The following is a 22701-nucleotide window of genomic DNA, read 5'->3' as shown; positions in this document are numbered from 1 at the left end:
CTCGCCAGCATCATGCTATGGCTCAAATAATTAAATTGTCACTACGTCCTAGCCCGTCCCGTCTCGTCACGCAGCGCAATCCTGATTTTCGTCAAGCGCAAGAAGGGAGCGTTCGCTCCGCCTCGCCTCGCCTCGCCGCTGCGATGCCTGCGCGCTCATACCCCGCACACCGACCCTTTGTCCCATCGCTCCGCTGACTGGTTCGGTCGCGGTCGTTGATCGGACCATGCCAGGAGATGTTTCATGAACCAAGACGTGCAATTGACGGCCTATCGGTACGCTGTTTGGGGCGGGCCGGATGGCTCGGAGTCTCTCGTCTATCTTGGCGAGAACATGACCGACGCACGCTTCGCCTGGTCGTTTTCCGAAAGCCGCGGAGGTGCGGTCTGCTTTACGCTGGAGAACGCGAACGCGGGTGAGCAGGGGCTCTGCCCCCAGTATTATTCTGACTATGAGCACCCGGTTTCGGGCCGGACGATGGGGGCGACCGTGCTTCTTGCGCAGATCGATGAGGAAACGTTGGAGCAGGTCAGTGCGCAGGTCGCGCCGGGGGAAACGGTCTCGCTGTTCCACACCTTGTACGTGACGCGCAGCGACGGGGCCAAGCAGGTCGAACTTGTCGGCACCCTGGACATCAAGCAGGGAGCGCCCAACTGATGGCCGTCTTTATCGAGCGGCAGGAACGCCGCACCATCGTCCTCAAGGGGGAGAATACCCTCGAGGCGCGCCGTCAGGCGAACGCGGCTGGCGATCAGGCGCTGGTGGCAAAGGGCTGGGCGTCAAACGCCTCGAATTCGGCGGCATCGGCGTTGGCCGTGAGCCGCTTTTATACGACACTCGCGCAGGCGATTGCCGCGACAGCGCCGCAGGATGCCTTCGCAACGACGGATACCGCGGTGGCGCTGGCTGAGGGGGGGGCGAACGAAAAGGGCGTGCTGCGTGCCTGTGTACGCACCGATACGGCGCCGTTCTATGCGCACTTGGGCGCCTCGTTTGATCCGGTCAGTCGTACGAATATCGACGACATCGTCACCTCGCTCAATTCGATTTCGGTTCTCATCACCGAGTTCGGGGCTTCGGGTCTCGAGGATTGCCTGGCGGCGTTCAACGCGGCGCTGGCCGCGGTCAAGGCTGCGGGCGGGGGGACCATCGTATTTCCCTATCAGGGGAAAGGCGGCTGGAACCTTGGCGGAACGGCGGTTGTCGACGCGGACAATGTGACGATCCAGCTTTACGACGACGTCAACATGACGAGCAGCGTTCCGTGTACGACATTCCGCTTCGAGAAGCCCGACGGGGCGACCTTGAAGAACGCAAAGCTGATCTGTCCCGGGCGCAAGTGCACTATTGACGGCAATGGCGCCAGCATGAGCGGCTACACCTACAGCGCTTATGCGACGATTTATCCGGCGGTCGAATTCCGGACCTGTGACGGTGTGATCGTCGACAACGTCCATGTCACCAATGGCCTGGTCAACTGTCTGCTGGTGCGGTTCAGTTCGAACATTCTGCTGCAGGACTGCGATGGTTCGCATGCGGTATACGACAATGGCATTTCGATAAACTTCGCCCTCGATTACGCCGGCTACGATGCGAACGATCCCCACACCTGGACGAACGCTCGCCTCATGCGCTGCCGCGGGTTCGACAACAATGCGGTGGGGATCACCAATTACGGCGGGTATGGCCACACCTGGACCGACTGCGAGGCGTGGGGCAACGGCCAGGACTATTCGGATGACCTGCCCTGGGGCGGGGGCATGACCGTCGAGATGAACGGGACCTACGACAGGGACAGCCGGACGGTCATCGTCAATCCCAAATGCACATCCAACCGCAACTACGATTTGTTGTGCAGCGCGCGCGGCGTGAAGGTGATCAAGCCCGAATTCAAGAACACGATCGCGCCGACCACGCGTCAGGACAGCACGGCGACTTATGGTTCCTCGATCATCGTCTATGGCTACGCGACGCTCGATGTGTCGGGCTATGGTACGATCGACAGTCCCGGCAAGAGCGGCATCCGGGTGCTGGCGACGACGGCGTTCCCGTCTCTGGCCTGGGACGGCAAGATCATGAACACCGCGAATTACGGCATCCACGGGCAGGGCGTGGCCTTGCTGGAGGTGTCCGAGCGTTCGATGATCGATGGGGCCGTGTCGTCTGGCATCTATGTATCGAACGCCAATGCCGCGTACAATCAGGGCGGCGGTGAAGTTCGCGTGGCGGGAAGTATCCGCAACTGCGGCTCGCTGTCGGTGGATGTGAACTATGTGGCGTCGGTGGAGGTCAACAAGCTGTCCCTCAAGGATAACCGAAAGAACGTATCGTCCGGCTCACAGGTCCGTATCCAGAACGCGTCCTATGCCAAGGCGGCCAATATCATCAACGATGACGCCAATGCCAAGACGCTGAAAATCGCCGAGATCGCTTCGACATGTACTTATGGCCACATGGCCGCGATCAGCGGGGACAGCACGTCGATGCAGTCTGCCGCGGCCAATTTCGCGACCAGCAAGACTTTCATCGCAAATGAGGATCTGGGCTGGGATCTGATTCTGGAAGGCAAGGCGGCCGCGAATGCCAGTGGTGGCGCGGCGGCTTCCGGGCGCAACACGCGCTCACTAGCGACCACGACCCTCAACCGGCGTACGCTGGCCACCAACATCGCCAACGGCAGTTTCACCCTTCCTGCAGGGACCTATCGGATCACGGCCTGGGCGCAGGCCTACAGGGTGGATGAGCACACGCTCTTCCTTCGCGATACGACGAGCGCGACCGACATTACGCAGGGTTCCACGGAGTTTTCGGACGCGGCGGGAAGCGTGCCGTCGACCTCGCGGATCGATCATGTGTTCACCCTGACGGCTAGCACGGCGCTGTCCTTGCAACATTATTGCAAGAGCGCGAACACAACGGACGGGCTTGGCAAGGCGATGACGACGCAGCCGGGACGTTTCGCTTGGCTGGGAATCCGCAAGCTGAACTGACCCGCCATCCAAGCCTGTTGTCAAAGGGCCCGCAGGCCCGCAGGCCCGCAGGCGCGCAGCGGGCATCAGGCAAAAAGGCGCAGAGGGGGGCAGTGGTCGCGTCCCCCCTGCGGCGTGGTCGTCGCGCGCCGCAGGGTCCTTGGCGTCGTGCCGCGGCTGTGCCTTGAAACTCGCCGCCGTTTTCGCAAGGTTACCTCCGGATGGAGGATCTTAGGCTGTTGCGCACGCTGATGGACGAGGCGGATACCCTGTCGCGCTGGCAATTGACCACATCGACCCCGCGCGAGGAGACATCGCCCAGACTGTCGATAGCGATGGCCAGACCTCCGCAATTGCGGATCACGCCGGGGTTCAAAATCGCGACGCCGCCGCCTTTGTTGTAGCGCGGATTGATGTTCTTGAGCTGGATTCCCGCTTTGCCGGCATCGATGATCTGTGAAGCGTTCGAAACCTTCACCTCGGCAATGCCAACGCCGTGAATGCCATAGTCCGCGGGACTGGAGATGATGCCGTCGAAATCGAGCGAGGGGTAGTTGCCAGGGCCCGTCGCCAGCAAGCGGATTCCGTCGCGGCCCGCGTTTGCGAACGTTCCCGCGACGACTTTCACGCCGCCGCGCCCGAACACGATCAGGTTCGATCCATAGGAGGATGTGCGATCCTGCCGAACAACAGGCGCTTTCGGGCCGCGAAAATCTGGCTTTATCAACGTGACGCCGAACGTGGAGGCGAGCAGGTCGTAATTGCGGTTGTCGTGGCATTTGGGGTTGATGATCGTGGTGCGGCTATCGCGAAGGTTGTGCCCGTTCATCTCCACGGTCATGCCGCCTCCCCAGGGCAGGCCCTCGGTGCGGTCCTGACCATTGCCCCAGGCTTCGCAGTCGGTCCAGGTGTGGCCGTACCCTCCGTAGTTGGTGATCCCCACCGCGTTGTTGTCGAATCCACGGCAGCGGATCAGCCGTGCATTGGTCCAGGTGCGGGAATCCTGCGGGTCGTAGGCATGATAGTTGAGCGCGAAATTGACCGAAATGCCATTGTCGTACACCGAATGCGAACCATCGCAGTCCTGCAGCACAATGTTCGAACTGAAGCGGACGAGCAGGCAGTTGACCAGGCCGTTGGTGACGTGGACGTTCTCGACCGTGACACCGTCGCAGTTGCGGAACTCGACGGCGGGATAAATCGGCTTTCGCGCGTTGTAGGCGTAGCCGGTCATGGCGTGGCCATTCCCGTCGATCGTGGCCTTGCGGCCCGAACACAGGAGTTTGACCGCGCGGAGCGTAGCGCCGTTGTCCTTGCCGAAACGAAACGTCGAGCATGGCGTCGTGCGGGTCAAGGTGACGTCGTCGCGCAGATCGATCGTCACGTTGTCGGCATCGATGATGGCGGTGCCGCCAAGGCGCCATCCACCCTGACCCTGCTCCGGAAAAACGATCGTTCCCCCGCCCGCGCTTCGGGCGGCGGACAGCGCGCCGTTGAAGGCCGCAAGGCAATCCCCTGAACCCGATGCGCCAAACCACCGGATGTCGAACGGTCCATCGATCTGGCGTACCCACGCGCCGGATGCGCCAGTGCTATCCACGGCGGGAGCGACATAGATCCCCTCGAGAGGGTCTGCCGCCACGCGATGCGACAGGTCCGATCCGTCCCATGTAAAGCGCCCGCTACGCCCGGCTGCCTGCAAGGCCACGGTCCGATTATGCCCCGGGCGCAGGGCTTTGAGCGCCTTCAGGCCGGCAACGCCGGGATTGTCCTGAGCGTCGATAGGGATCGAGCGTGAGGCAAGCAATCCCAGACTGCCCAGCACCGTGCTTGAGCACAGGGCCCATAGCAAGGATCGACGTGAAACGGTTTCCATGGACATACAATGACCCGCAGTTCTTGGAGTTCCCTAAGCCGCTGAGTCTGTACGGAGAATGTCTGACCAGGGTGCCCTTCGCATGAAGTGACTCCAAAAGGCCCGAAAATCAGAGACTCAGGGGCCGTCTACCTGATCAGGTCCAATCGCCAACCGGCCTAGGCCAGTGCGGGCGATGCACCGGGGCTGGCGGGAAGCACGGGCTGGCGGACCAGACGCGCTTTGCCACCGCGCCTGGCGGGGTGGATCTGGCTGGCCAGCAGGAGGCCGCTCAGGAACATGAAGATCCCGATGCCCTGCGTGATGGAGACGGCTTTCTGGGCTGCGAGAATAGCCACGATTCCTGCCATCAATGCCACGCGCAAACGGCGCTGTTCGGCGCTTCCCTTCGCGGCGAGGCTGCTGAACAACACCATGGCCGCGAACGCCCCGAACGCGAACAGGCCCGCAAATCCGGTATCCACAAGAAGCGAGAGATAGAAGTCGTCGATGGTCCGCACGCCGTTGCCGCCGATGGTGCCGGCGATGAACGGAGCGTTGCCTGCGCCGTGGCCGAAAACCGGTTTTTCCCAGATGGCCGGCCAGCCGCGCATCCACATCATCGCACGCACTTCCGAACTGCCCTGTTCGATGGCGGTGCGCCCCACGACCAGTTCGGCGACGTAGGCGTAAGCCGAAGTGACGATGGCCGTGGCAATGGGCAAGACGATGATGCTGAGCGCCCACAACGATTTGCTGCGACTTTGCACGATCAGGAAGGTGCCAAAGGCGACCAACCCGACAACGGCGGCAACCTGTCCGGTACGCGCACCGCAAAATGCAATGGCAATCAGACAGCTCGCGATGGTCACCAGATGGAGCTTTCGACGCGAGCGGCTCATCAGGCGGGCCAGCGCTAGCGGAAGCATCGCCGCACCGATCTGGCCAAGCACGATGGGGTGGTTGAACAGGCCCTGCGCACGAAAGCCGCCGTCGCGCGACTTGTCGCGCAGCAGCATCGTCTTGAACTCGTCGTCGAGGCCTATGCCGGCGATGTGCGGTAGAACGATGGCGGGAAAGACGGTGTGTAACGCAACCTCTAGTAGCACGGCACCAGAAACGACGACCATGCAGACGCAGATCGCATCGCCGATCTTACTAAGATCGTCCGTTCTGGCGTATAGGACGACTGCGATGGGAAAGACAGCGCACGTCCATATCAAGAAGCGAGCTTCACTGTAGAAGCTGGCGCCCTTCGTGCTGGAAAAGCCATCGGATAAGAAGCGTGTGGCGAAAAAAACCAGGAATAGGCCCATGGCCATGCCCGCCAATGGAGGAATGCGGCTCGGTGCCTTGCGTACGAAAATCGCGATCACCGCCATTGCAAAAGCACCAATAACGGCAAGGTTGTATGGGCTAAGTCGAAGCGGCCCCAGCGGAATGGAAATATATTTGGGCCACAGGAATAGTGTATAGAGCATAAGTGCAGCGAGAAACTGGACCAGCGTCTCAAATGTGAGGGTGCGACGCCGGATGGCCATTCTCGTTTGCATATCTGATTTATGCGCTTTCATGGTGTATCAAAAAATTTTCGCTGTTACGCGCGGAACAGAGCCTGATCGTTGCCAAATGCGGCTTATGGCATAGCACTTCGATGCCATACGGGATTCGGGCATTCTATCTGACTTTCCGCCGAGGCGAAATTGATCGTTACGTGGCTTTCGCCAATTTTGCCAGCGTTCCCAGGAGCCCCCAGTAATCGATACCGCGTTTGCCGGTCTCCGCGCCGGCGAGCAGCTTGTGCGCGCTGCGCACGTTCCCTGCGAGGATCGCATCGATCAGGGCCTTGTCGTTCGCAGAAGGGATCGTCTCCCCGAAACGGGCCTTGAGCGCGGCCATGTTGCCCCGGATCCAGCCGGACTGAAGCCGCCAGAGGGCCGGGCGTCCGCCCATGCTCTTGCGAATGGCCTTGAGCGGCGCCAGCGCGCGGGCGAGGCCGCCCAGCCCGGCGCTGCCAAGGCCGATCGTGTTGCTGGCGTGCTGGCGGTATTTGATCAGGGGCCGGTCGATGCAATCGACGTGACCGAACAGGGTCGCGATCTGGATCAGCCAGTGATCGTGAATTTTCAGTTCCGGGTATGGCAGGGCGAGGTCCAGCAGCGCGCGATTGACCAGCATGGCGCAGCCGGGAACGTGGTTGCCCAGGACGAAATCCTTGAACTGGCGCGCCTTGCCTGATTTCGTCGTGGATGCGAAATAGGACGGTGAAATGGTGTCGAGCGTTTCGCTGACGATTTCCAGATCGCTGAAGACCAGCAGCGGCGTGGCCGCGCCGAACGTCCGCTCCATGGCCTGCATGCGCGTGAGCAGGCTTTCGAGCTTGTCGGCAACCCAGAAATCATCCTGGTCCGAAAGCGCGACGTAGGGGGCGCTGGTGGCGCTGATGGCGTTCTCGAAATTGCGCAGGATGTTGCCCCGCGAGGCGTGGGGAACGACGTGGATCGCAAACGGGCGGCCGGGCGCCTCGAGAATGGACACGGTCTCGTCTTGCGATCCGTCGTCGGAGGCGAACACGCGCAAGTCCTTGTGGGTCTGCCCCGCGAAGGAGCCGAGCAAGGGTTCTAGAAAACGCGCCCCGTTGTACGTTGCAAGGGCAATGTCGATCTGGGTCATGCCTTCCTTCCCCCGGGCGCGCGCAGACATTCGCGGTAGAGCTCATCCATGCGTTGAAAATAGCGATCGCGCGAGAATTCGCGCCGGACGTAGCGGGCCGCTGACTGGCCCATCTGCGCGAGGCGTTCCTGGGGCATCGCTTCGATCTGGCTGAGCGCATCGGCGAGCGCCGAGGCATCGGCAGAGGGAATGACGAGACCGCCCCCGCTATCGCGGATCAGCTCGGGAATACCGCCGATGTCCGCGCCGATCATCGGACGTTCGAGCTGCATGGCCTCGAGCGCGGACATCGGTGCGTTCTCATACCATTCCGACGGCAGGACGACGGCCTTCGCCGAGCCGACGGCGGACCACAGGGCGTCCCCGTCGAGCCGTCCCAGAAGCCGGACCGGCGCCTGCACCTGGGCAATCAACGTCTCCAGGTCCTCGCGTTCGGGGCCGGTTCCCGCAATGTCAACCGCGACACCGGACCGGGCCGAGGCGCGGATGAGCGTGGCGAGCCCCTTTTCCTCCGAAAGCCGGCCGAAATAGAGGATGTTGCCGGTGTGTCCGGCGGTAAACCGCGAATCGACTTCCTTGGCGAAGTTGGGGATGTAGATGACGCGGTCTTCCTCCCAGCCCCATTCGATTAGCTTGGTTCGGTAGAAGCGGCTGGGCGCAACGATCTTCGTGACATTGCGGCGGTAGCTTTTGAGGAAACGATGCAGCATGGCTTCGGCGGCCACCACCGAACTGGCGGCAAGCGAGCCCTTGATGCAGCGGTTGCGAACCGTGTTGAGCAGGTTTCCGCCCTTGCATTCTTCGCAGATTCCGTTCGAATTCATCATCTTGTAAGCCGGGCATGCGAGCTTGAGATCGTGCGCGGTCAGGACGATGGGAACCCCCGCCTCGTTGAAGACGTCAAACACCGAAGGGGTCAGGTGGTGATAGATGCAATGCGCGTGGGCAATGTCGAACTGGCGTCCGGCGAGCAGCTGGCGGGCCTTCGCCCGCGCCTCGCGGTTGTAGATCGAAGCCAGCGCGGTGCGGGCCTTTTGCACCGGGGTTTGCGCGAACTCGTAATCGACCAGGCTCACGAAATGGCGTGAATCGGGTGTGTCCACGTTGTTGGGGTGGTGCATCGAGAAAAAGGTGTTGTTCCACCCCTTTTCCTCGAACAGCGCAGCATGGTCGAAATAGACCACGTCCGACCCGCCACGGCGGTAATGGTAAGAATTCATCGAGAGCAGGTTGGGCACGTCAGCAATCCTTTGGGGTCATGTCCGGTGCGGCACGGGCAGGCCACAGGAGGCTGGGGGCATCGCGATGGGGGACAGGTCGGCCACGTTGCAACTACCGTCGCTCGACCACGCGCTCGCAGCTCTGTTCGTAGCCCATGTCGATCAGTGTCTGGCGGAACACAGGGACCAGTTCGGGCATGAGAGCCAGTTCGCCGTAAGCTTCGGCAGCCGAGAGCACGTCCTTCGCGTAATCGCGAAAAACCGCATCCTCGCCCAGTCCGCAATGCCGCAGCATCCGATCGAGCACGGCGTCGGGCTTTGCGCAAAGCTCCTCGTACTTGACGGCCAGGACCTGTTGCGGGTGCAGTGCGGTAACCTGCGTTGCTTCGCGCATGGACAGGATCCATTCGACTGCGGCGCGGTCCTGGTGGTTCTCGTCGTCCCGCAGCAGGCCCTGCAAGGGGGCAAGATCGGGATGTTCGGGAACGAGCTGGTCGACGATCAGGTGCCATTTGCGGCTATCGCGTCCCCACCAGTCGTGGAGTTCGCCGTCCTGGATGTCGCTGTTGCGCTTGGACCAGCTGGTTACCGAGGCGCACGTGTCGACGCCATCGCGCAGAATGGCAATGAAGCGGGCCTTGGGGAACAGGGCCAGGACAAACGGCAGCCGGAAGATCAGTTCCGGATATTTGTCGACGACCCGGCGCGCAAGGCCCCAGCGCATGGCCCAGGAATAGATACCCGAAAGCGCGCGTGCTCTGGCGGGCGTCGCTTCGGTCGAGGGCAGGCGGATACGGGCCGGGGCGCTGGTGTACGATCCAGCGATGTCCTCTCCATCGTGGATGAAATGCCAGGCCGCCTTGGGTTCGTTGAGGAACACGGTGTCCTTGTGCATCGCGAAGAGCTTGCCAAGAATGGTCGTGCCACTGCGTCCCGTTCCCAGGATCAGGATGGGCTCGTCGCTGCCCTTGCGTCGGGGAAAGAACTGTGCGGCCCGGTAGAGCGCAAAGACGACCGGGTTGATCCACTGCCCCTTGGTGGTCAAGGGGCGGCCTTCGATCAGCGCCCACGCCGCAAGACGGCCCGGAATCTTGCCCTTGCGCTTTTGCAGCATCACCGGATCGATCTGGGCAACCATTCAGCGTGTTTCCTTTGTCTGGATTTTCGCGAGGCGGGCGTGTTGAGGGCAGGGCATCGGTCTTGCGCGTTCTCGCGTCATGCGCCGCGCGGCGTCTTGGGCAGGCGTTTCAGCGTGCCCAGCATGTTGCGCAGCAGAAAGAGGGGGGGCGTGCGCAGCGTGTTGCGCAGGAGCTGGAGGCCGGTGAACCGAGGCCGCCTGCGCCCGAGCAGGAGCATGGCCAGGCTGCGGGCGAGAACCACCCGTTTGCGGTCGCGCTGATAGGGTTGCATGAGCGCGATGTCGGTGATGGGCAGGGGCTCCAGTTCGATGCGGGCCTGGCCCAGCGCCTCGTCGAGCAGGGCGCGCCCTTCGGCGGTGCGCGCGATGACCAGGCTGCGCCCGTCCCTTTCGTCGAAATCGGGGTAGCCGTCCTGGCCGTACCAGGCATCGGCGGCGGCGATGTCGGCGAATTCGCCGGTGCCGTCGGGACAGATCTTGCAGCGGAACTGAAGGTGCCGGCTCAGCACCTGGCCCCAGGACGAGGCATAGTCGAAGGTGACCGCCGAGCCGTCGGTTCGCTCCGCTCGGGTCGGGCCGGGCCAGCCGTTGCCGCGGTAATCGAACCGGGCCAGCTGGTCCGGCTCGACGCCCATCCGGTCAAGCAGGGCGTGGGCCCCCTTGCGGCCGGGAATTCCGGCGCAGAAGAACGACAGCTTGTAGGGAATGAGCGCATCGATCCGCGGATCGCGCCGCGCCATCGCGCGCAGGGTCGCGATGTCGCACGGCTTGCCGATGAAGGCGAACTTTCGTCCCTCGGCGAGATAGCGCTCGAGATCGGCAAGCGGGCTGGAGGGCGCGTAGCGCGAGCCGGCGGCCGCGAGAATATCGTCGCGCGTGAAGCTGGGCGCGGTGACGTTTCCGATGGGATCGGTGGGGTCGGTGCGGGTGTGGAGAATGAAATCGACCTTGCCGCTCTCCAGCAGGTGGATCGCGAGCGTCGAGATGATGCCTCCGGACGATCCGCGAAACCGGACCGCAGGATCGGTCGAATTGCCGACTTCGACCGTGACGAGCGGGCCCCAGCTGGGGTCGTAGGTGCGCCCGTTCGCTTCCTGCCGAATGGTCCGGCCGGTGCAGATCTGCGAAAACGCGGCGTCGAATTCCTGCGGCAGGGGGCCCGTCGACCGCGGCCGGACATAGCCGGTTGCGGTCTTCTGCATGGTTATGCTCCCCCGCGGAGCGATGGCCGCACAGCCCCCGCATCCGTGGCACAGATTGTCCTCGACCGTTTGGTCCAGCAGCTTGGTCATGCGTGTCTCACGATTGCCGACGCCGCGCGCCGGGAAAGGCCGTTGCGCATCACAGCGCGTAACCCAAGTCTGCCAACGAAACGGGACAGTAGCGTTGCAGGATGCGGTTCGATGCCGCGTAGCGATCATCGATGTGCCGCGAGGCCTGTGCCGCCAGCTTGCGGCGCGCGCTCTTTTCGTTGACGTTGAAGTTGTAGGCCGCGCGGTGAAGCAGCTTTCCGAGCGGGTTCAGCGTTTCGACCGCTTCGGGGTTGAGCGGAGCCTTGCGAATGAGGTTCGCCAGACGCAGCAGGGGAACGCCCGCACTCGGAGCGCTGGCCCCCACGGCCTTGGTCCGCGAGACCGTCAACTCCGCAGCGGGAGGCTGCCCGGTCAGGAAGCGATAGAGCGTGCGGAAATATTCATCGCGATCGCGCGCAAGAAGCTCCTGGGGGAGGACCAGGACCTTGTCGTGGCCGAACAGCGCGCCGTAATACTCGGCCAGACGATGGAACTGGATCAGGTCGAGGTCGAACCAGAAATAGCCCGGCTCGCAGGTGCGTGTGGCAAATTCGTCAAGGCTCCGGCGGCCACCGCGCTGGGCGTACTGCATGTAGAGCGAACGCAGCATCGACTTTTGCGCTCGGACCGTCAGGAGAATGTGGGCATCGGGCAGTACCTGGTGCAGCCGGTCGGCGTTGGTTCGGGCATCGCGCGCGCCGGTAAAGGGATTTCCGGAGAGAATCTCCGAGCTGATGACGTCGATCTGGCCGGGTTGCTTCTGGCTTGCCCGCGCTTCGATGGCGAGACGGGCGCGTTCGGCGTCGAAAGCGAAATCGTGCGGGCGAACCAGCATGTCGTCGATCTCGAAGTGCGAGAACAGCGAGTGAAAGACGCGCGCGTCCTTGAACAGTTCGGCTTGAAGCCAGGTCGTTCCGGTCTTGTGGAAGCCTGGGTGGATGAGTGTCGTCAAGGGCTTACTTTCGTAGAATGGACCTTCCCGGTGATCACGCTCAATCCCAGTTTCACACGCAGCCACACGAGAGCGGACACGTTCTTGAACAGGACCGTCAGGCTGAGGCAGCTCGCGAGGCCCGTCAGCTTCCAGTAAGCGGTGGCGATGGGAACCAGGATGACGAGGACGGTGATGGAAATGACGTTGAGGGCGAGGTTCACACGCTCGAACCCGGCCATCGACATGGTCAGGCCGCAAGGTCCGGTCAGGGTGAAGGCCAACTGACCTATGACCAGAATCCGCAGGACCGTCGCCGCGGAGGCGAATTCGGGGCCGAACACGCCGAGAATGGGTCTTGCGAAGATCAGGATTACAACCGCAAGCGGAATCGCGCAGACGGCGGAAAGCACCGTAGCGCTGCGGGTCAACTGCCCCACCGCCTTGAGGTTGCCGTTATGGAATGCGGTGCTGATCTTGGGGGTGTAAACGTTGAAAAGGGCAAGCGAAATGACTTGCATGGCCAGGGTCACCTGAACGGCCACACGGTAGTATCCAACGTCGGTCGCGCCCAGGACGTTGGCGGCAACGGTCAGTCCATACCAGTCGCTGATGCTGGTGATGATGCCCACTCCCCACAGGGGAAGCGCGCTGTCGAAGACCTTGCGCGTGCTGGGGGCGAGGCCGTCGCTACGGGTGGTCGTGTGGCGCAGGCTGACGGCAAAGGCGATCACGGTGGCCAGGAGCCCGAGCGCGGCGTTGACCTCCAGGATCCCCTGAAGCGAGATATGGCTGTAGAAATAGATCGGAATGCAGATCAGGCAGCACAAGCCGGGTATGAACAGCGCATCGATGCTCTGGCCGAAGGAATAGTCGCCTTGCGATCGCAGGACGGCGCCGAAGAAGCGCGCGCCGCCGCGCCCCACGACCATGAACGAGGCGAGCGCCATGAAGCCGGCCGAGAGTGCGCTGGCAAAGACCATGCGCGCCAGCAGGTCGCGGCCAAGCCACAGCCCCAGCGCGAGCACGACCATCAACGACAGCGCGATCCCTCCGGTCTGCATCAGGCTGGAGCGGGCCAGACGGACGTTCTTCGCGCGGGTCGCGGAGAAATGGCGAACCACGGCGATGTCCAGACCCAGCAGGCCGACGACCGAAAGGAACTGCCCTGTCTGGGTGACGAGGGCGAACTGGCCGACGGCGCGGGCGCCATAATAATGACTGATGAACCACGCCAGGCCCGCGCTCGCGACGACCGACAGGCCGCGGATCAGGATGGCCAGCACGGGCTGCCAGTAGCGCGCGTGAAGCTCGCGCGCGCGCGCGGTCAAAGTCCGTTTCGCTTTCGCAGGGTGGGGGACAGTGGCCATCACGTCCTCTGGCCGTTCCATACCAGACACTGGGTATGGCCGTTCCGGTCGCCAGGGCGAGGGGAAAGCATGGATTTTGCTGTTTGGGAGTTCCGGCCGGGCGTGACGAACGAACTGTCGACGCCGCGACCGGAAAGGCCAGTCTCAGCGCTGCTCATGTGTGCCTGTTCGACGCCGCTGCAATCCTGGAAAGCAGTTCCTGCATCGCGGCCTCATAGGACTGCAGGCGCTGCCGCGCCACGCCAAGCCCGGCCTGGCAGGCCTTCGCCATCGCTTCGCGCTGGTCCAGGGCCGCATCGAACTTGGCCATCGCCTCGGCCGTGTCGATAGCGCGCCCGTCGATCATGTGCGGGTAGCCCAGCGTTTCAAACAGGCCGTTGAATTTGCGGCTATAGGCGATGGGGAGCACCGGGACGCCCGAGGAAATGGCGCCGATGCAGGCGTGCATGCGCCCGCCGGTGAAGAAATCCAGTCCGGAAATGTAGGACTTGGCCTCTTCGGAGTTGCGGAATTTGGGCGAGAGCTGGACGCCCGGATATTCCTTGGCCAGCGCGCAGGCTGCGTCGTAATCGTCCTGCGAGCTTTCGTCGTCGTGAATCACGTGCGAAACCAGGCAAACTTCGTGATTGGGTCTGGACAGGACGTTTTCGATCATCGCGCGCATGAGCGCGGGATAATCGAGCGTGAGCTGGAAACGCTCGCCGTGCCGGAACAGCAGTCCGGACACGTTGATCCCCACCCGCACGGGGGCATCCGGAGCCCTGGGAGGCGCAGCTTCGAAGGGCAGCCGGAACGCCACGTCGATGACTTCCTGGCAGGGCGATGTGATCTTCATCTCCTTGAGGGTTTTCATCGAAAGACCATCGCGGGCGAAGGTCAGCGTGGCGTGATTGAAGATGTTGCGGGCGATCGCCCGGCTCCAGGTGCTGTTGAAGGGGCCGATCGTTTGCGGTGCGAACACCAGCGGGCGCCGGGTGACCAGGGTCGCCCATTTGCCCAGGTTGTGGACCATGAAGAGCTTGGTGCCGTAGATGTCGGTGAAGCCGTCGCCAGCGCAGATGTCGACCACGAGATCGCAATTCGCGATCGCCTGCCGGAATTCACCGAAGCGGCCCGTCACGAGCTGGCGAAGGCGCAGGAACGGGCCTTGCGTCACGTCGGAATCGGTGGGCGCATCGGTGCCGGGTTTACCGAAAAGGACGAATGTCGGCTTGATCCCCGCCGCCATGCAGGCCGAGCGAAGAATCGCGATGTTCGAACGGCTCAGCGCATCGACGCCAAGGTTGGGGCGGCCAAATGCATGGTTCAAAAGCCCAATTCGCAAGCTTTGCAAAATACCCTCATAAGACTTGCAGCGTGGCCGAAGGCGCGGGGGCGCCCTGGCTCGACAGCCATGAACAATTTGAAACTAGCAATTATTGTGCACTGCATCAATCGTTTTGCTAGGTGCGATTACGTATAATTTGCGATGACTTGGGGCATGGCGTCTCGACGATTAGGTGCGTTTTCCTGAAAGCCGCCGCCGTTCGGGGCTCTTTTGTTAGGAATTTTCTCGAGAAGTGAGAATCAGATTCTCATAGTCGCTCAAAATCATCGGCCACGTAAAGTTTTCTTCCCACCGTCGGGTCGAATTCTGCGCCAGTTCGCGTTGCAGATCCGGGCTGTCGATCAGCCGTTCGATCGCCACGGCGCAGCTGGCGACGTCGGAGAAATAAAGCGCGCCGTCACCAGCAACCCATCGGTTGAACTTGTTGTCGTGCGCGATGACCGCGTTGCCAGCCCCGAGTGCCTCGACGAGCGACGGGTTGGTGCCCCCCACGCGGTGCCCATGGACATAGGCCAGGCTTTCGAGGCGCAGTGCCTCGACGATCGCCTTGTCGTAAATGGCGCCGGGAAACAGGACCTCGTCGCTGGCCGCGTCGAGAACCTTGGCCTGGTAGGCGTGCTCCCGGCTGTACTTGCCCAGGACCACAAGCTTGATCCCCCGCGGCTTTTGGGAGAACGCGGTAACGATCTCCAGCAGCGAATTTTCCGGTTCCGGGCGGGCAATGACGGTCATGAAGCGCTTGGGGGCGATGCCGAACGAATCCAGCTGCGTGGCATCGGCCTGGGCTATGCGGTCGCTGCCGTAGGGGATCATGGCGATCTTTTCCGGCTTGGCGTGGCGGGTGTGGTGGCGGGCGATCTCGGGGTGATCGGCCACGAGCTTGTTGCCCGAAAGGGCGGCGATATGCTCGTTGAGCCAGAGATATATCTTTTGCGGAAGCGAGTATTTCTCCCGCTTCCATTCGATCCCGTCCATGTTGATGATGTTGAAGCAGCCACGCAGACGCAACATCGCGGAGAGGAAGCCGGTATTGTACCCAAGGGTGAGAATCACCGCGTTCTTGTCCACCGCATCGAACGCCGACTTGACGTCGAATTCGATCGTCCCCACTGCGCCATCGCGCTTGATCGGGATGTGAATGCGGCGGCACCCCTCCCAAGTGTCTTCGAAGCGCTGGCCGGTCTCGCTACCCTGGCAATAGACCGTCACGTCCCAGCCGCAGCCAACCATCCAGGGGACGAGGCGTTCTGCGAAGCTTTCAAAGCCGCCATGAGCGGCGGGCACCCCTCTGATGCCCAGAATAATGAGATGCTTATCTGCCATGGTATGCTCCGCGTCGGGTACGGGAAGGGGCGGAGTTCAGCGGGTGATCGCGGCGCGTTCGAGGAGCGGCTTCCACCAGTCCTCCCGCGCCAGGAACCAGGCCAGGGTTTCGGCAAAGCCCTGCGGAAAATCGCGGGCGGGCGTATAGCCGAGCTCTTCGCGGGCCTTGGTCTCGTCGATCGCGTAGCGCCTGTCGTGGCCCTTGCGGTCGGTGACGAAGGTCTTGAGCGTGTTGCTCGCCAGGCCGCGAGCGGCTGGTGCATCGGGAAAACGCTGGGCAAGCGAAGGATCGGCCGCGAAGGCATTGTCGACCGCGGTGCAGATTTCCTCGATGACGGTGAGGTTGGGAAGCTCTTGCCCGCCACCGATGTTGTAGGTTTCACCTGGCTTGCCGCGACGCAGGCAGGCCTCGATACCCCGGCAATGGTCCTCGACATGCAGCCAGTCGCGCACGTTCATGCCATCGCCGTAGATCGGGAGGGGCTTGCCGGACAGGGCGTTCAGCGTGAACAGCGGAATGAGCTTTTCCGGAAACTGGAAAGGCCCGTAATTGTTCGAGCAGTTGCTCGTCACGGTGTCCAGCCCATAGGTGTGGTGATAGGCGCGAACGAGGTGGTCGCTGCCCGCCTTGGAGGCCGAGTAGGGCGAGTTGGGGGCGTAAGGGGTGGTTTCGCTGAAGGCCGGATCGTCGGCTTCGAGCGAGCCGTACACTTCGTCGGTGGAGACGTGGTGGAAACGGTGCGGGCGCCCCGTACCTTCATCGAGCCAGGCTTTCTTGGCAGCCTTGAGCAGGCTGTGCGTGCCGATGACGTTTGTGGTGACGAAGGCGTCCGGACCGGTGATCGAGCGGTCGACATGGCTTTCTGCCGCGAAGTGCACGATCGTGTCGATGGCGTGATCGGCCATGATCCTGGAGACCAGATCGGTGTCGCAGATGTCGCCCACCACCAGCTCGACATCCTCGAGACCGTCAAGGTTGTGGCGGTTGCCAGCATAGGTGAGCAGGTCGAGCACGACGATTTTGTCATGCGGAGAAACCTTGCTCCAGTAGTGCACGAAATTTGCGCCGATAAAGCCGGCGCCGCCGGTGACAATGAGATTAGCCATTGGTTTTGATCTCTTCGAGCATCTTGCGAAGGTTCGAGCGCCAGTGCGGGGTCGGCCCGCCCAGGATCGCGAACGTTGAGGCCTTGTCCAGCACCGAGTAGTGAGGCCGCGTGGCGGGGGTCGGGAACTCGGCTGAACTGATCGGAAGGACGGGGACGGCGGTGCTCAGCAGGCCGCAAGACAAGCCCTCTTCCTGGATGGCGACGGCAAAGTCATACCAGCTGCAGGCCCCGGCGTCGGTATAGTGATGGACGCCGCTGGCGCCTTTCAGGCTCATCGTCCAAAGGGCACTGGCGAGCCCCGGCGCATACGTCGGCGTACCGATCTGATCGGCCACCACCCGGACCTCGGGACGTTCGCTCATGAGGCGTAGCATGGTGCGCACGAAGTTCCCGCCGATGGGGGCGTAAACCCATGCCGTACGCACGATCAGGGCATCGTCCCCGGCCGCAAGCTCACCCGCCAGCTTGGTGCGGCCATAGGCACTCAGCGGGGCGGTTGGCGAATCGGGTCGGTAGGGAACGCCGGACAAGCCATCGAAGACGAAGTCGGTCGACACGTGCACGAACCGCGCCCCGGCCGACCGTGCGCCCTCGGCGAGATGGCCGACGGCGGTCGCGTTGACCGTCTGGGCGAGGTCTTCCTCGCTCTCGGCCTTGTCGACCGCGGTGTACGCGGCCGCGTTGAGCACGAGGTCGGGGGCGATTTCGTGCACAGCGTCGTGCACCGCGGACGGATCCGTGATGTCCAGCGTGTCGATGTCGTGGCCGATGACCTCGACCTGATCGGGAGCCGTCGCGAGGAGGCCGCGGCCGAGCTGGCCCTTGGCGCCAACGATCAGCGCCTTCATGCGAAAGGCTCGACTTGGGCAAGCGGCTTGCCCGCCACGTCCTTGGCTGACAGTTGCGGGGTGAGGCCTTCCAGCGGCCACTCGATCCCGACCTGCGGATCGTCCCACATTAAGGAGTGTTCATTTGAGGGATCGTAGAAATCGGTGCACTTGTAAAGAAAATCAGTTCCGTCTTCGAGGCTGACGAAGCCATGCGCGAAACCGGGGGGGACCCAGAACATGCGCTTGTTCTGGGCGGAAAGTTCAATACCGGCCCACTTGCCATAGGTGGGCGATCCCGCGCGCAGGTCGACGGCTACGTCCCATGCGCGTCCGTTGACCACGCGCACCAGCTTTCCCTGCGGATTGGGCTGCTGGTAATGCAGTCCGCGAAGGACGCCGCGGGCCGACCGACTGTGGTTGTCCTGCACGAAATCGAGGTCGAGGCCCAGGCTGGCAAAGACACGCCGGTTCCAGCTCTCGACAAAAAAGCCGCGGTCATCGCCGAAGACCTTGGGCTCGATGATGACCAGGCCTTCAATTTCCGTTGGGATGACGTTCATGCAACACCTGCCGGCTCGAGCGCGCGTTCGCCGTTCTTGAGGAGATTGAGAAGGTAGGCGCCGTAGCCGCTCTTGACGAGCGGAGCGGCAATCGTTTCGAGCTGTTCGTCGCTGATGAAATTGTTGCGCCAGGCGATTTCCTCAGGGCAGGCGACCTTGAGGCCCTGGCGTTCCTCGATGATGCGCACGTAGTTCCCGGCGTCGAGCAGCGAGGCGTGCGTGCCCGTGTCGAGCCAGGCGTAACCGCGCCCCATGATTTCGACCGACAGCGTGCCCTCTTCGAGGTAGAGGCGGTTGAGGTCGGTGATCTCCAGTTCGCCACGGGGGCTGGGCTTGAGGTCACGCGCCAGCGAGACCGCGTTGCCATCGTAGAAGTACAGGCCGGTGACGGCGAAGTTCGATTTGGGCTCTTCGGGCTTTTCTTCGATGGTTTCCGCCTTGCCTTGCGCGTCGAACGAGACGACGCCGTAAGCCTTGGGGTCCTTGACGTAATAGCCGAATACGGAGGCGCCGCTGGTGCGGGCATCGGCGCGCTGCAGCAGTTCGGGCAGGCCGTGCCCGTAGAAGATGTTGTCGCCGAGAATGAGGGCCGAAGGCTTGTCGCCCACGAAATCGGCTCCGATGTGGTAGGCTTGGGCAAGGCCTGCCGGCTCCGGCTGGACGGCGTATTGAATCTCGATGCCGATATCCGAACCATCGCCCAGCAATGCCTGGAAGGCCGCCTGATCGTGCGGCGTCGTGATGATCATGACCTCACGAATGCCGGCCAGCATGAGGACCGAAAGCGGATAATAGATCATCGGCTTGTCATAGACGGGCATGAGTTGTTTTGAAACGCCGCGCGTCAGCGGGTAAAGTCGAGTGCCGGACCCGCCGGCAAGTATAATACCTTTTCTCAAATCAACCCCCTTAATTTGCCGAGTGTTCTTTATCAATCTGATCCGAAGATGTCTCTGGAGAACACTTTTTCTTCTATATCTTTGATATCCGAAGAAATTCTATTTGAAATTACGACATCACACTCCTCCTTGAAGGAGTCAAGGTCGTGGGTGACACGCGATCCGAAAAATTCTTTGTCATGAAGCGTGGGTTCGTAAACCACGACTTCGATGCCCTTGGCTTTCACGCGCTTCATGATCCCCTGGATCGAGGAGTGGCGGAAGTTGTCCGAGCCCGCCTTCATGACCAGCCGGTAGACCCCGACGCGGCGCGGCTTCATGGCGATGATCTGGTCGGCCAGGAAATCCTTGCGGGTGCGATTGGCATCGACGATGGCGCGGATGAGGTTTTGCGGAACATCGGAATAATTGGCCAGCAGCTGCTTGGTGTCCTTGGGCAGGCAGTAGCCGCCATAGCCGAAGCTGGGGTTGTTGTAGTGCTTGCCGATGCGGGGATCGAGCGCGATACCCTCGATGATCTGGCGCGTGTCCATGCCTCCTGCGATGGCGTAGCTGTCCAGTTCGTTGAAGAACGCAACGCGCATGGCAAGGTAGGTGTTGGCGAAAAGCTTGATCGCTTCCGCTTCGCGCGAATCGGTGAAAATGACCTCGATGTTCGGCTTCTCGGCCCCCTGAACCAGCAGGTCGGCGAAAATCTTCGCGCGTTCGGAGCGTTCGCCGACAATGATCCGTGACGGGTGCAGGTTGTCGTAGAGCGCGCGTCCTTCGCGCAGGAACTCGGGGCTGAAGATGATCCGTGTCGTGTCGAGGCGCAGTCGGGTCTCGTTGACAAAGCCGACCGGGATGGTCGACTTGATGATGATCGGAGCGTTCGAGCCAGCTTCGAGCGCGGTATTGATGACCGATTCGACCGACGAGGTGTCGAACTTGTTGGTTTCGGCATCGTAGTTCGTGGGCGTGGCAACGATAATGTAGTCCGCACCATCGAGAGCCTCGCTCGCATCGAGCGTCGCGGTCAGATCAAGCTTTCGAGTCTTGAGGAATCCTTCCAATTCGGAATCGACGATGGGAGACTGGCGCGCGTTGAGCATGGAGACGCGCTGGGTCGAGATGTCGACCGCCACGACCTTATTGTTCTGGGCCAACAATACGGCGTTTGAAAGGCCAACGTATCCAAGTCCGAATACAGCGATCTTCATCCCAGTAGTACTCATGCAAAAAAAAGGTCATTCAACAGGACGCGGGTCGGAAATTCCAGCTGCCGCCTCTTGTCCGTTCGGCCCTAATCGGACTTCTGGTCCGTGCAGTCAACGGCTTTATGCTGCGCCTGCACAATCCATTTCGGACCGGCAACCCCGAAGGGATGAATAGGAGCAGAGCCGCGACGGTCGGAATTTCAGGGGCCGCGATAGACGGAAAAGAGCGGTTCATGCGGCTGCCTTCGAAAGGGCCGGCTCTGGCTGGAACGCGAAGAGCGAAGGTTCGTGTGGGCGTCGCGGTCCCGTGCACGTCGCGCGCGGTCGGTGTTGCCTAGCCTCTGCTGATGCGCGTGATTGGCGGGGCGCGACTTTTTCAGGATAGTTCGCCTGGTGATTGCCAAAGGCTTCCAAGGTGCAAAGTCCGCGCGAGCGCAAAGGATTGCTGCCCTTCAGAGCCATGGGAGCCATTCCGTCCATGGCGTTGGCTCGGGTGTGTGGTGAGCGGGCTGAGCCCTGTGGACGCGTCTACTTCGCCGCTATCCCGCAAGGCCTGGGGGTGTCGTCGTCAGCGCTGGAGCAGCGTGTCAGATGTCTGGCTTGCATCACTATGCGGTGCGGACTTCTGGAAAAGCGCGCTCACGAATTCGTTGCGCCAATGCACGACATCCTCATCGCGAACCGAGGCCAGCAGTCTCTCGTGGCGCTTGCGCCGTTCGGTGATGGGCATGTCGAGCGCGCGCTTGATCGTTTCGCTGACATGTTCGAGCGAGTGCGGGTTGACCAGAAGCGCATCTTCCATCTGCAGCGCGGCACCGGCGAACTGGGACAGGATGAGCACGCCGGGATTGTCCGGCTTTTGCGCTGCAACATATTCCTTGGCGACCAGGTTCATGCCGTCGCGCAAGGGCGTGACGAGCCCGACTTCGGAAGCGCGGTAATAGCCGGCGAGCTGGCGTCGCGGGTAGCCGCGGTTGACATAGCGGATGGGAACGAAAGCGACATCGGCGTGCGCGCCGTTGATGTGGCCGGTCTTGCGTTCGAGGTCCTCGCGGATTTGCTGGTAGCTGGCCACGTCGCCGCGCGATGGCGGCGCGATCTGGAGCAGGACCACTTGCGAGGCCTGGTCGGGATTGTCGGCGAGGAAACGGCTGAAGCTTTCAAAGCGTTCGCCCAGGCCCTTGGAGTAATCGAGCCGGTCGACCCCGATCAGCATCTTGCGCCCGCGCACGCTGGCTTTGAGCCGATCGTGCGCCTCGGCGGCTTCGGCGCTGTTGGCGCCTTGGGTGAATTCAGCGTAATCGATCCCGATCGGGAACGCCTTTGCGAGAATCCGGCGACCCTGGTATTCCACGATGCCATCCGGGCCGATCGCAAGTCCCATCTCCTTCTCGAGATAGTGCAGGAAACTGCCCAGCCATTCATCGGTCTGGAAGCCGATCACGTCGTAGGCGAGCATCGATTCCACGAGCCGTTCGTGGAAGGGCAGCGAAACCAGCAGCCGCGTCGGCGGCCAGGGCGTGTGGAGAAACAGGCCCATACGGTTGTTCACGCCCTTTGCGCGCAGCAGCGAGCCAAGAGGAAGCAGATGGTAGTCGTGCACCCAGACCAGATCGTCCTGTTCGATGAGCGGCCGGGCCGAGGCGGCAAAGCGCGCGTTCACCCGCTCGTAGCCTTCGCCGAAGTTCCGGTCGTATTCGGTCAGGTCGATCCGGTAATGAAACAGCGGCCACAAGGTGCGGTTGGCGTAGCCGTTGTAGTATTCCTCGATGTCCTGCGGCTCGAGATCGATCGTCGCGGTGGTCACGCCGTCGTTGCGCTGCATGTCGAGGTGTCCGGTGAACTCCTGCGTTTCCTGACCCGACCAGCCGAACCAGATGCCGCGGTGTTCGCGCAGTGCGGAGTTGAGCGCGACTGCAAGGCCGCCCTGTGCCCCGGCCGCACCCGCCGCCTTGGGCACCGAAACGCGGTTCGAGATCACGATCAGTCGGCTCATTCAAACTTCCCCT

The 22701-nt window shown here is 62.2% G+C and carries 18 protein-coding genes; 2 read left to right on the top strand and 16 right to left on the bottom strand.

What is annotated here, in order from left to right; genetic code table 11:
* Nucleotides 1-243: 243 nt before the first annotated feature.
* Both MTR62_RS10580 and MTR62_RS10575 read left to right on the top strand, forming a co-directional pair.
* On the top strand, nucleotides 244-657 hold the full coding sequence (locus MTR62_RS10580) for a hypothetical protein (protein WP_244020497.1): 414 nt from the start codon (nucleotides 244-246) through the stop codon (nucleotides 655-657).
* Nucleotides 657-2990 (top strand): hypothetical protein, encoded by a 2334-nt coding sequence (locus tag MTR62_RS10575; RefSeq protein WP_244020495.1) that lies wholly within the window; start codon nucleotides 657-659, stop codon nucleotides 2988-2990. Before MTR62_RS10580 ends, MTR62_RS10575 begins: the two co-directional genes overlap by 1 nt.
* A 190-nt stretch (nucleotides 2991-3180) precedes the next feature.
* On the opposite strand, the gene MTR62_RS10570 is transcribed toward MTR62_RS10575, so the two are convergent.
* The 16 genes from MTR62_RS10570 to MTR62_RS10495 form a co-directional block, all read right to left on the bottom strand.
* Nucleotides 3181-4851: a glycoside hydrolase family protein gene (locus MTR62_RS10570; protein ID WP_244020493.1), complete on the bottom strand. Its 1671-nt coding sequence runs from the start codon at nucleotides 4849-4851 to the stop codon at nucleotides 3181-3183.
* A 152-nt stretch (nucleotides 4852-5003) separates the two neighbouring features.
* Nucleotides 5004-6365 (bottom strand): O-antigen ligase family protein, encoded by a 1362-nt coding sequence (locus MTR62_RS10565; protein WP_244020491.1) that lies wholly within the window; start codon nucleotides 6363-6365, stop codon nucleotides 5004-5006.
* Nucleotides 6366-6534: 169 nt separating this feature from the next.
* Nucleotides 6535-7497, bottom strand: coding sequence for a glycosyltransferase family 2 protein (locus tag MTR62_RS10560; protein WP_244020489.1), 963 nt, complete (start codon nucleotides 7495-7497; stop codon nucleotides 6535-6537).
* Nucleotides 7494-8735: a glycosyltransferase family 4 protein gene (locus MTR62_RS10555; protein ID WP_244020487.1), complete on the bottom strand. Its 1242-nt coding sequence runs from the start codon at nucleotides 8733-8735 to the stop codon at nucleotides 7494-7496. The genes MTR62_RS10560 and MTR62_RS10555 overlap by 4 nt, the downstream gene beginning before the upstream one ends.
* Nucleotides 8736-8829: 94 nt before the next feature.
* Nucleotides 8830-9855, bottom strand: coding sequence for a sulfotransferase family protein (locus tag MTR62_RS10550; protein ID WP_244020485.1), 1026 nt, complete (start codon nucleotides 9853-9855; stop codon nucleotides 8830-8832).
* A gap of 77 nt (nucleotides 9856-9932) precedes the next feature.
* Complete coding sequence (locus tag MTR62_RS10545) at nucleotides 9933-11057, bottom strand: Coenzyme F420 hydrogenase/dehydrogenase, beta subunit C-terminal domain (RefSeq protein ID WP_244020483.1); 1125 nt, start codon at nucleotides 11055-11057, stop codon at nucleotides 9933-9935.
* A gap of 139 nt (nucleotides 11058-11196) precedes the next feature.
* Nucleotides 11197-12099, bottom strand: a complete 903-nt coding sequence (locus tag MTR62_RS10540; RefSeq protein ID WP_244020474.1) for a hypothetical protein — start codon at nucleotides 12097-12099, stop codon at nucleotides 11197-11199.
* Nucleotides 12096-13409 (bottom strand): lipopolysaccharide biosynthesis protein, encoded by a 1314-nt coding sequence (locus MTR62_RS10535; protein ID WP_244020472.1) that lies wholly within the window; start codon nucleotides 13407-13409, stop codon nucleotides 12096-12098. The genes MTR62_RS10540 and MTR62_RS10535 overlap by 4 nt, the downstream gene beginning before the upstream one ends.
* A gap of 193 nt (nucleotides 13410-13602) precedes the next feature.
* On the bottom strand, nucleotides 13603-14757 hold the full coding sequence (locus MTR62_RS10530; RefSeq protein ID WP_244020470.1) for a polysaccharide pyruvyl transferase family protein: 1155 nt from the start codon (nucleotides 14755-14757) through the stop codon (nucleotides 13603-13605).
* A 231-nt stretch (nucleotides 14758-14988) separates the two neighbouring features.
* Nucleotides 14989-16098: a DUF1972 domain-containing protein gene (locus MTR62_RS10525; protein ID WP_244020460.1), complete on the bottom strand. Its 1110-nt coding sequence runs from the start codon at nucleotides 16096-16098 to the stop codon at nucleotides 14989-14991.
* A gap of 36 nt (nucleotides 16099-16134) precedes the next feature.
* The gene (rfbB, locus tag MTR62_RS10520; RefSeq protein WP_244020458.1) at nucleotides 16135-17205 is read right to left on the bottom strand and encodes a dTDP-glucose 4,6-dehydratase; all 1071 of its coding nucleotides are present in this window, start codon (nucleotides 17203-17205) and stop codon (nucleotides 16135-16137) included.
* Nucleotides 17198-18055, bottom strand: coding sequence for a dTDP-4-dehydrorhamnose reductase (rfbD, locus tag MTR62_RS10515; RefSeq protein ID WP_244020456.1), 858 nt, complete (start codon nucleotides 18053-18055; stop codon nucleotides 17198-17200). Before rfbD ends, rfbB begins: the two co-directional genes overlap by 8 nt.
* Complete coding sequence (rfbC, locus tag MTR62_RS10510) at nucleotides 18052-18597, bottom strand: dTDP-4-dehydrorhamnose 3,5-epimerase (RefSeq protein ID WP_244020454.1); 546 nt, start codon at nucleotides 18595-18597, stop codon at nucleotides 18052-18054. The genes rfbD and rfbC overlap by 4 nt, the downstream gene beginning before the upstream one ends.
* Nucleotides 18594-19496 (bottom strand): glucose-1-phosphate thymidylyltransferase RfbA, encoded by a 903-nt coding sequence (rfbA, locus tag MTR62_RS10505; RefSeq protein WP_244020452.1) that lies wholly within the window; start codon nucleotides 19494-19496, stop codon nucleotides 18594-18596. Before rfbA ends, rfbC begins: the two co-directional genes overlap by 4 nt.
* Before the next feature lie 32 nt (nucleotides 19497-19528).
* Nucleotides 19529-20695 carry a nucleotide sugar dehydrogenase gene (locus tag MTR62_RS10500; RefSeq protein ID WP_244020443.1) on the bottom strand — a complete coding sequence of 389 codons (1167 nt, stop codon included), beginning with the start codon at nucleotides 20693-20695 and terminating at the stop codon, nucleotides 19529-19531.
* Nucleotides 20696-21260: 565 nt separating this feature from the next.
* The gene (locus tag MTR62_RS10495) at nucleotides 21261-22688 is read right to left on the bottom strand and encodes an alpha,alpha-trehalose-phosphate synthase (UDP-forming) (RefSeq protein ID WP_244020433.1); all 1428 of its coding nucleotides are present in this window, start codon (nucleotides 22686-22688) and stop codon (nucleotides 21261-21263) included.
* Between the last annotated feature and the right edge of the window lie 13 nt (nucleotides 22689-22701).

It is taken from the genome of Novosphingobium organovorum (genome assembly GCF_022832435.1).
GTDB classification, from domain to species: domain Bacteria; phylum Pseudomonadota; class Alphaproteobacteria; order Sphingomonadales; family Sphingomonadaceae; genus Novosphingobium; species Novosphingobium organovorum.
Note: the sequence above shows the minus strand (reverse complement) of the source record. Positions and strands in the feature narration are given on the sequence as shown.

Excerpts from the sequence above, each read along its gene's own strand:
- MTR62_RS10580 (WP_244020497.1), top strand. The coding sequence starts at position 244 with ATGAACCAAGACGTGCAATTGACGGCCTATCGGTACGCTGTTTGGGGC.
- MTR62_RS10575 (WP_244020495.1), top strand. The coding sequence starts at position 657 with ATGGCCGTCTTTATCGAGCGGCAGGAACGCCGCACCATCGTCCTCAAG.
- MTR62_RS10570 (WP_244020493.1), bottom strand. The coding sequence starts at position 4,851 with ATGTCCATGGAAACCGTTTCACGTCGATCCTTGCTATGGGCCCTGTGC.
- MTR62_RS10565 (WP_244020491.1), bottom strand. The coding sequence starts at position 6,365 with ATGGCCATCCGGCGTCGCACCCTCACATTTGAGACGCTGGTCCAGTTT.
- MTR62_RS10560 (WP_244020489.1), bottom strand. The coding sequence starts at position 7,497 with ATGACCCAGATCGACATTGCCCTTGCAACGTACAACGGGGCGCGTTTT.
- MTR62_RS10550 (WP_244020485.1), bottom strand. The coding sequence starts at position 9,855 with ATGGTTGCCCAGATCGATCCGGTGATGCTGCAAAAGCGCAAGGGCAAG.
- MTR62_RS10545 (WP_244020483.1), bottom strand. The coding sequence starts at position 11,057 with ATGCAGAAGACCGCAACCGGCTATGTCCGGCCGCGGTCGACGGGCCCC.
- MTR62_RS10525 (WP_244020460.1), bottom strand. The coding sequence starts at position 16,098 with ATGGCAGATAAGCATCTCATTATTCTGGGCATCAGAGGGGTGCCCGCC.
- rfbB (WP_244020458.1), bottom strand. The coding sequence starts at position 17,205 with ATGGCTAATCTCATTGTCACCGGCGGCGCCGGCTTTATCGGCGCAAAT.
- rfbD (WP_244020456.1), bottom strand. The coding sequence starts at position 18,055 with ATGAAGGCGCTGATCGTTGGCGCCAAGGGCCAGCTCGGCCGCGGCCTC.
- rfbC (WP_244020454.1), bottom strand. The coding sequence starts at position 18,597 with ATGAACGTCATCCCAACGGAAATTGAAGGCCTGGTCATCATCGAGCCC.
- MTR62_RS10500 (WP_244020443.1), bottom strand. The coding sequence starts at position 20,695 with ATGAAGATCGCTGTATTCGGACTTGGATACGTTGGCCTTTCAAACGCC.
- MTR62_RS10495 (WP_244020433.1), bottom strand. The coding sequence starts at position 22,688 with ATGAGCCGACTGATCGTGATCTCGAACCGCGTTTCGGTGCCCAAGGCG.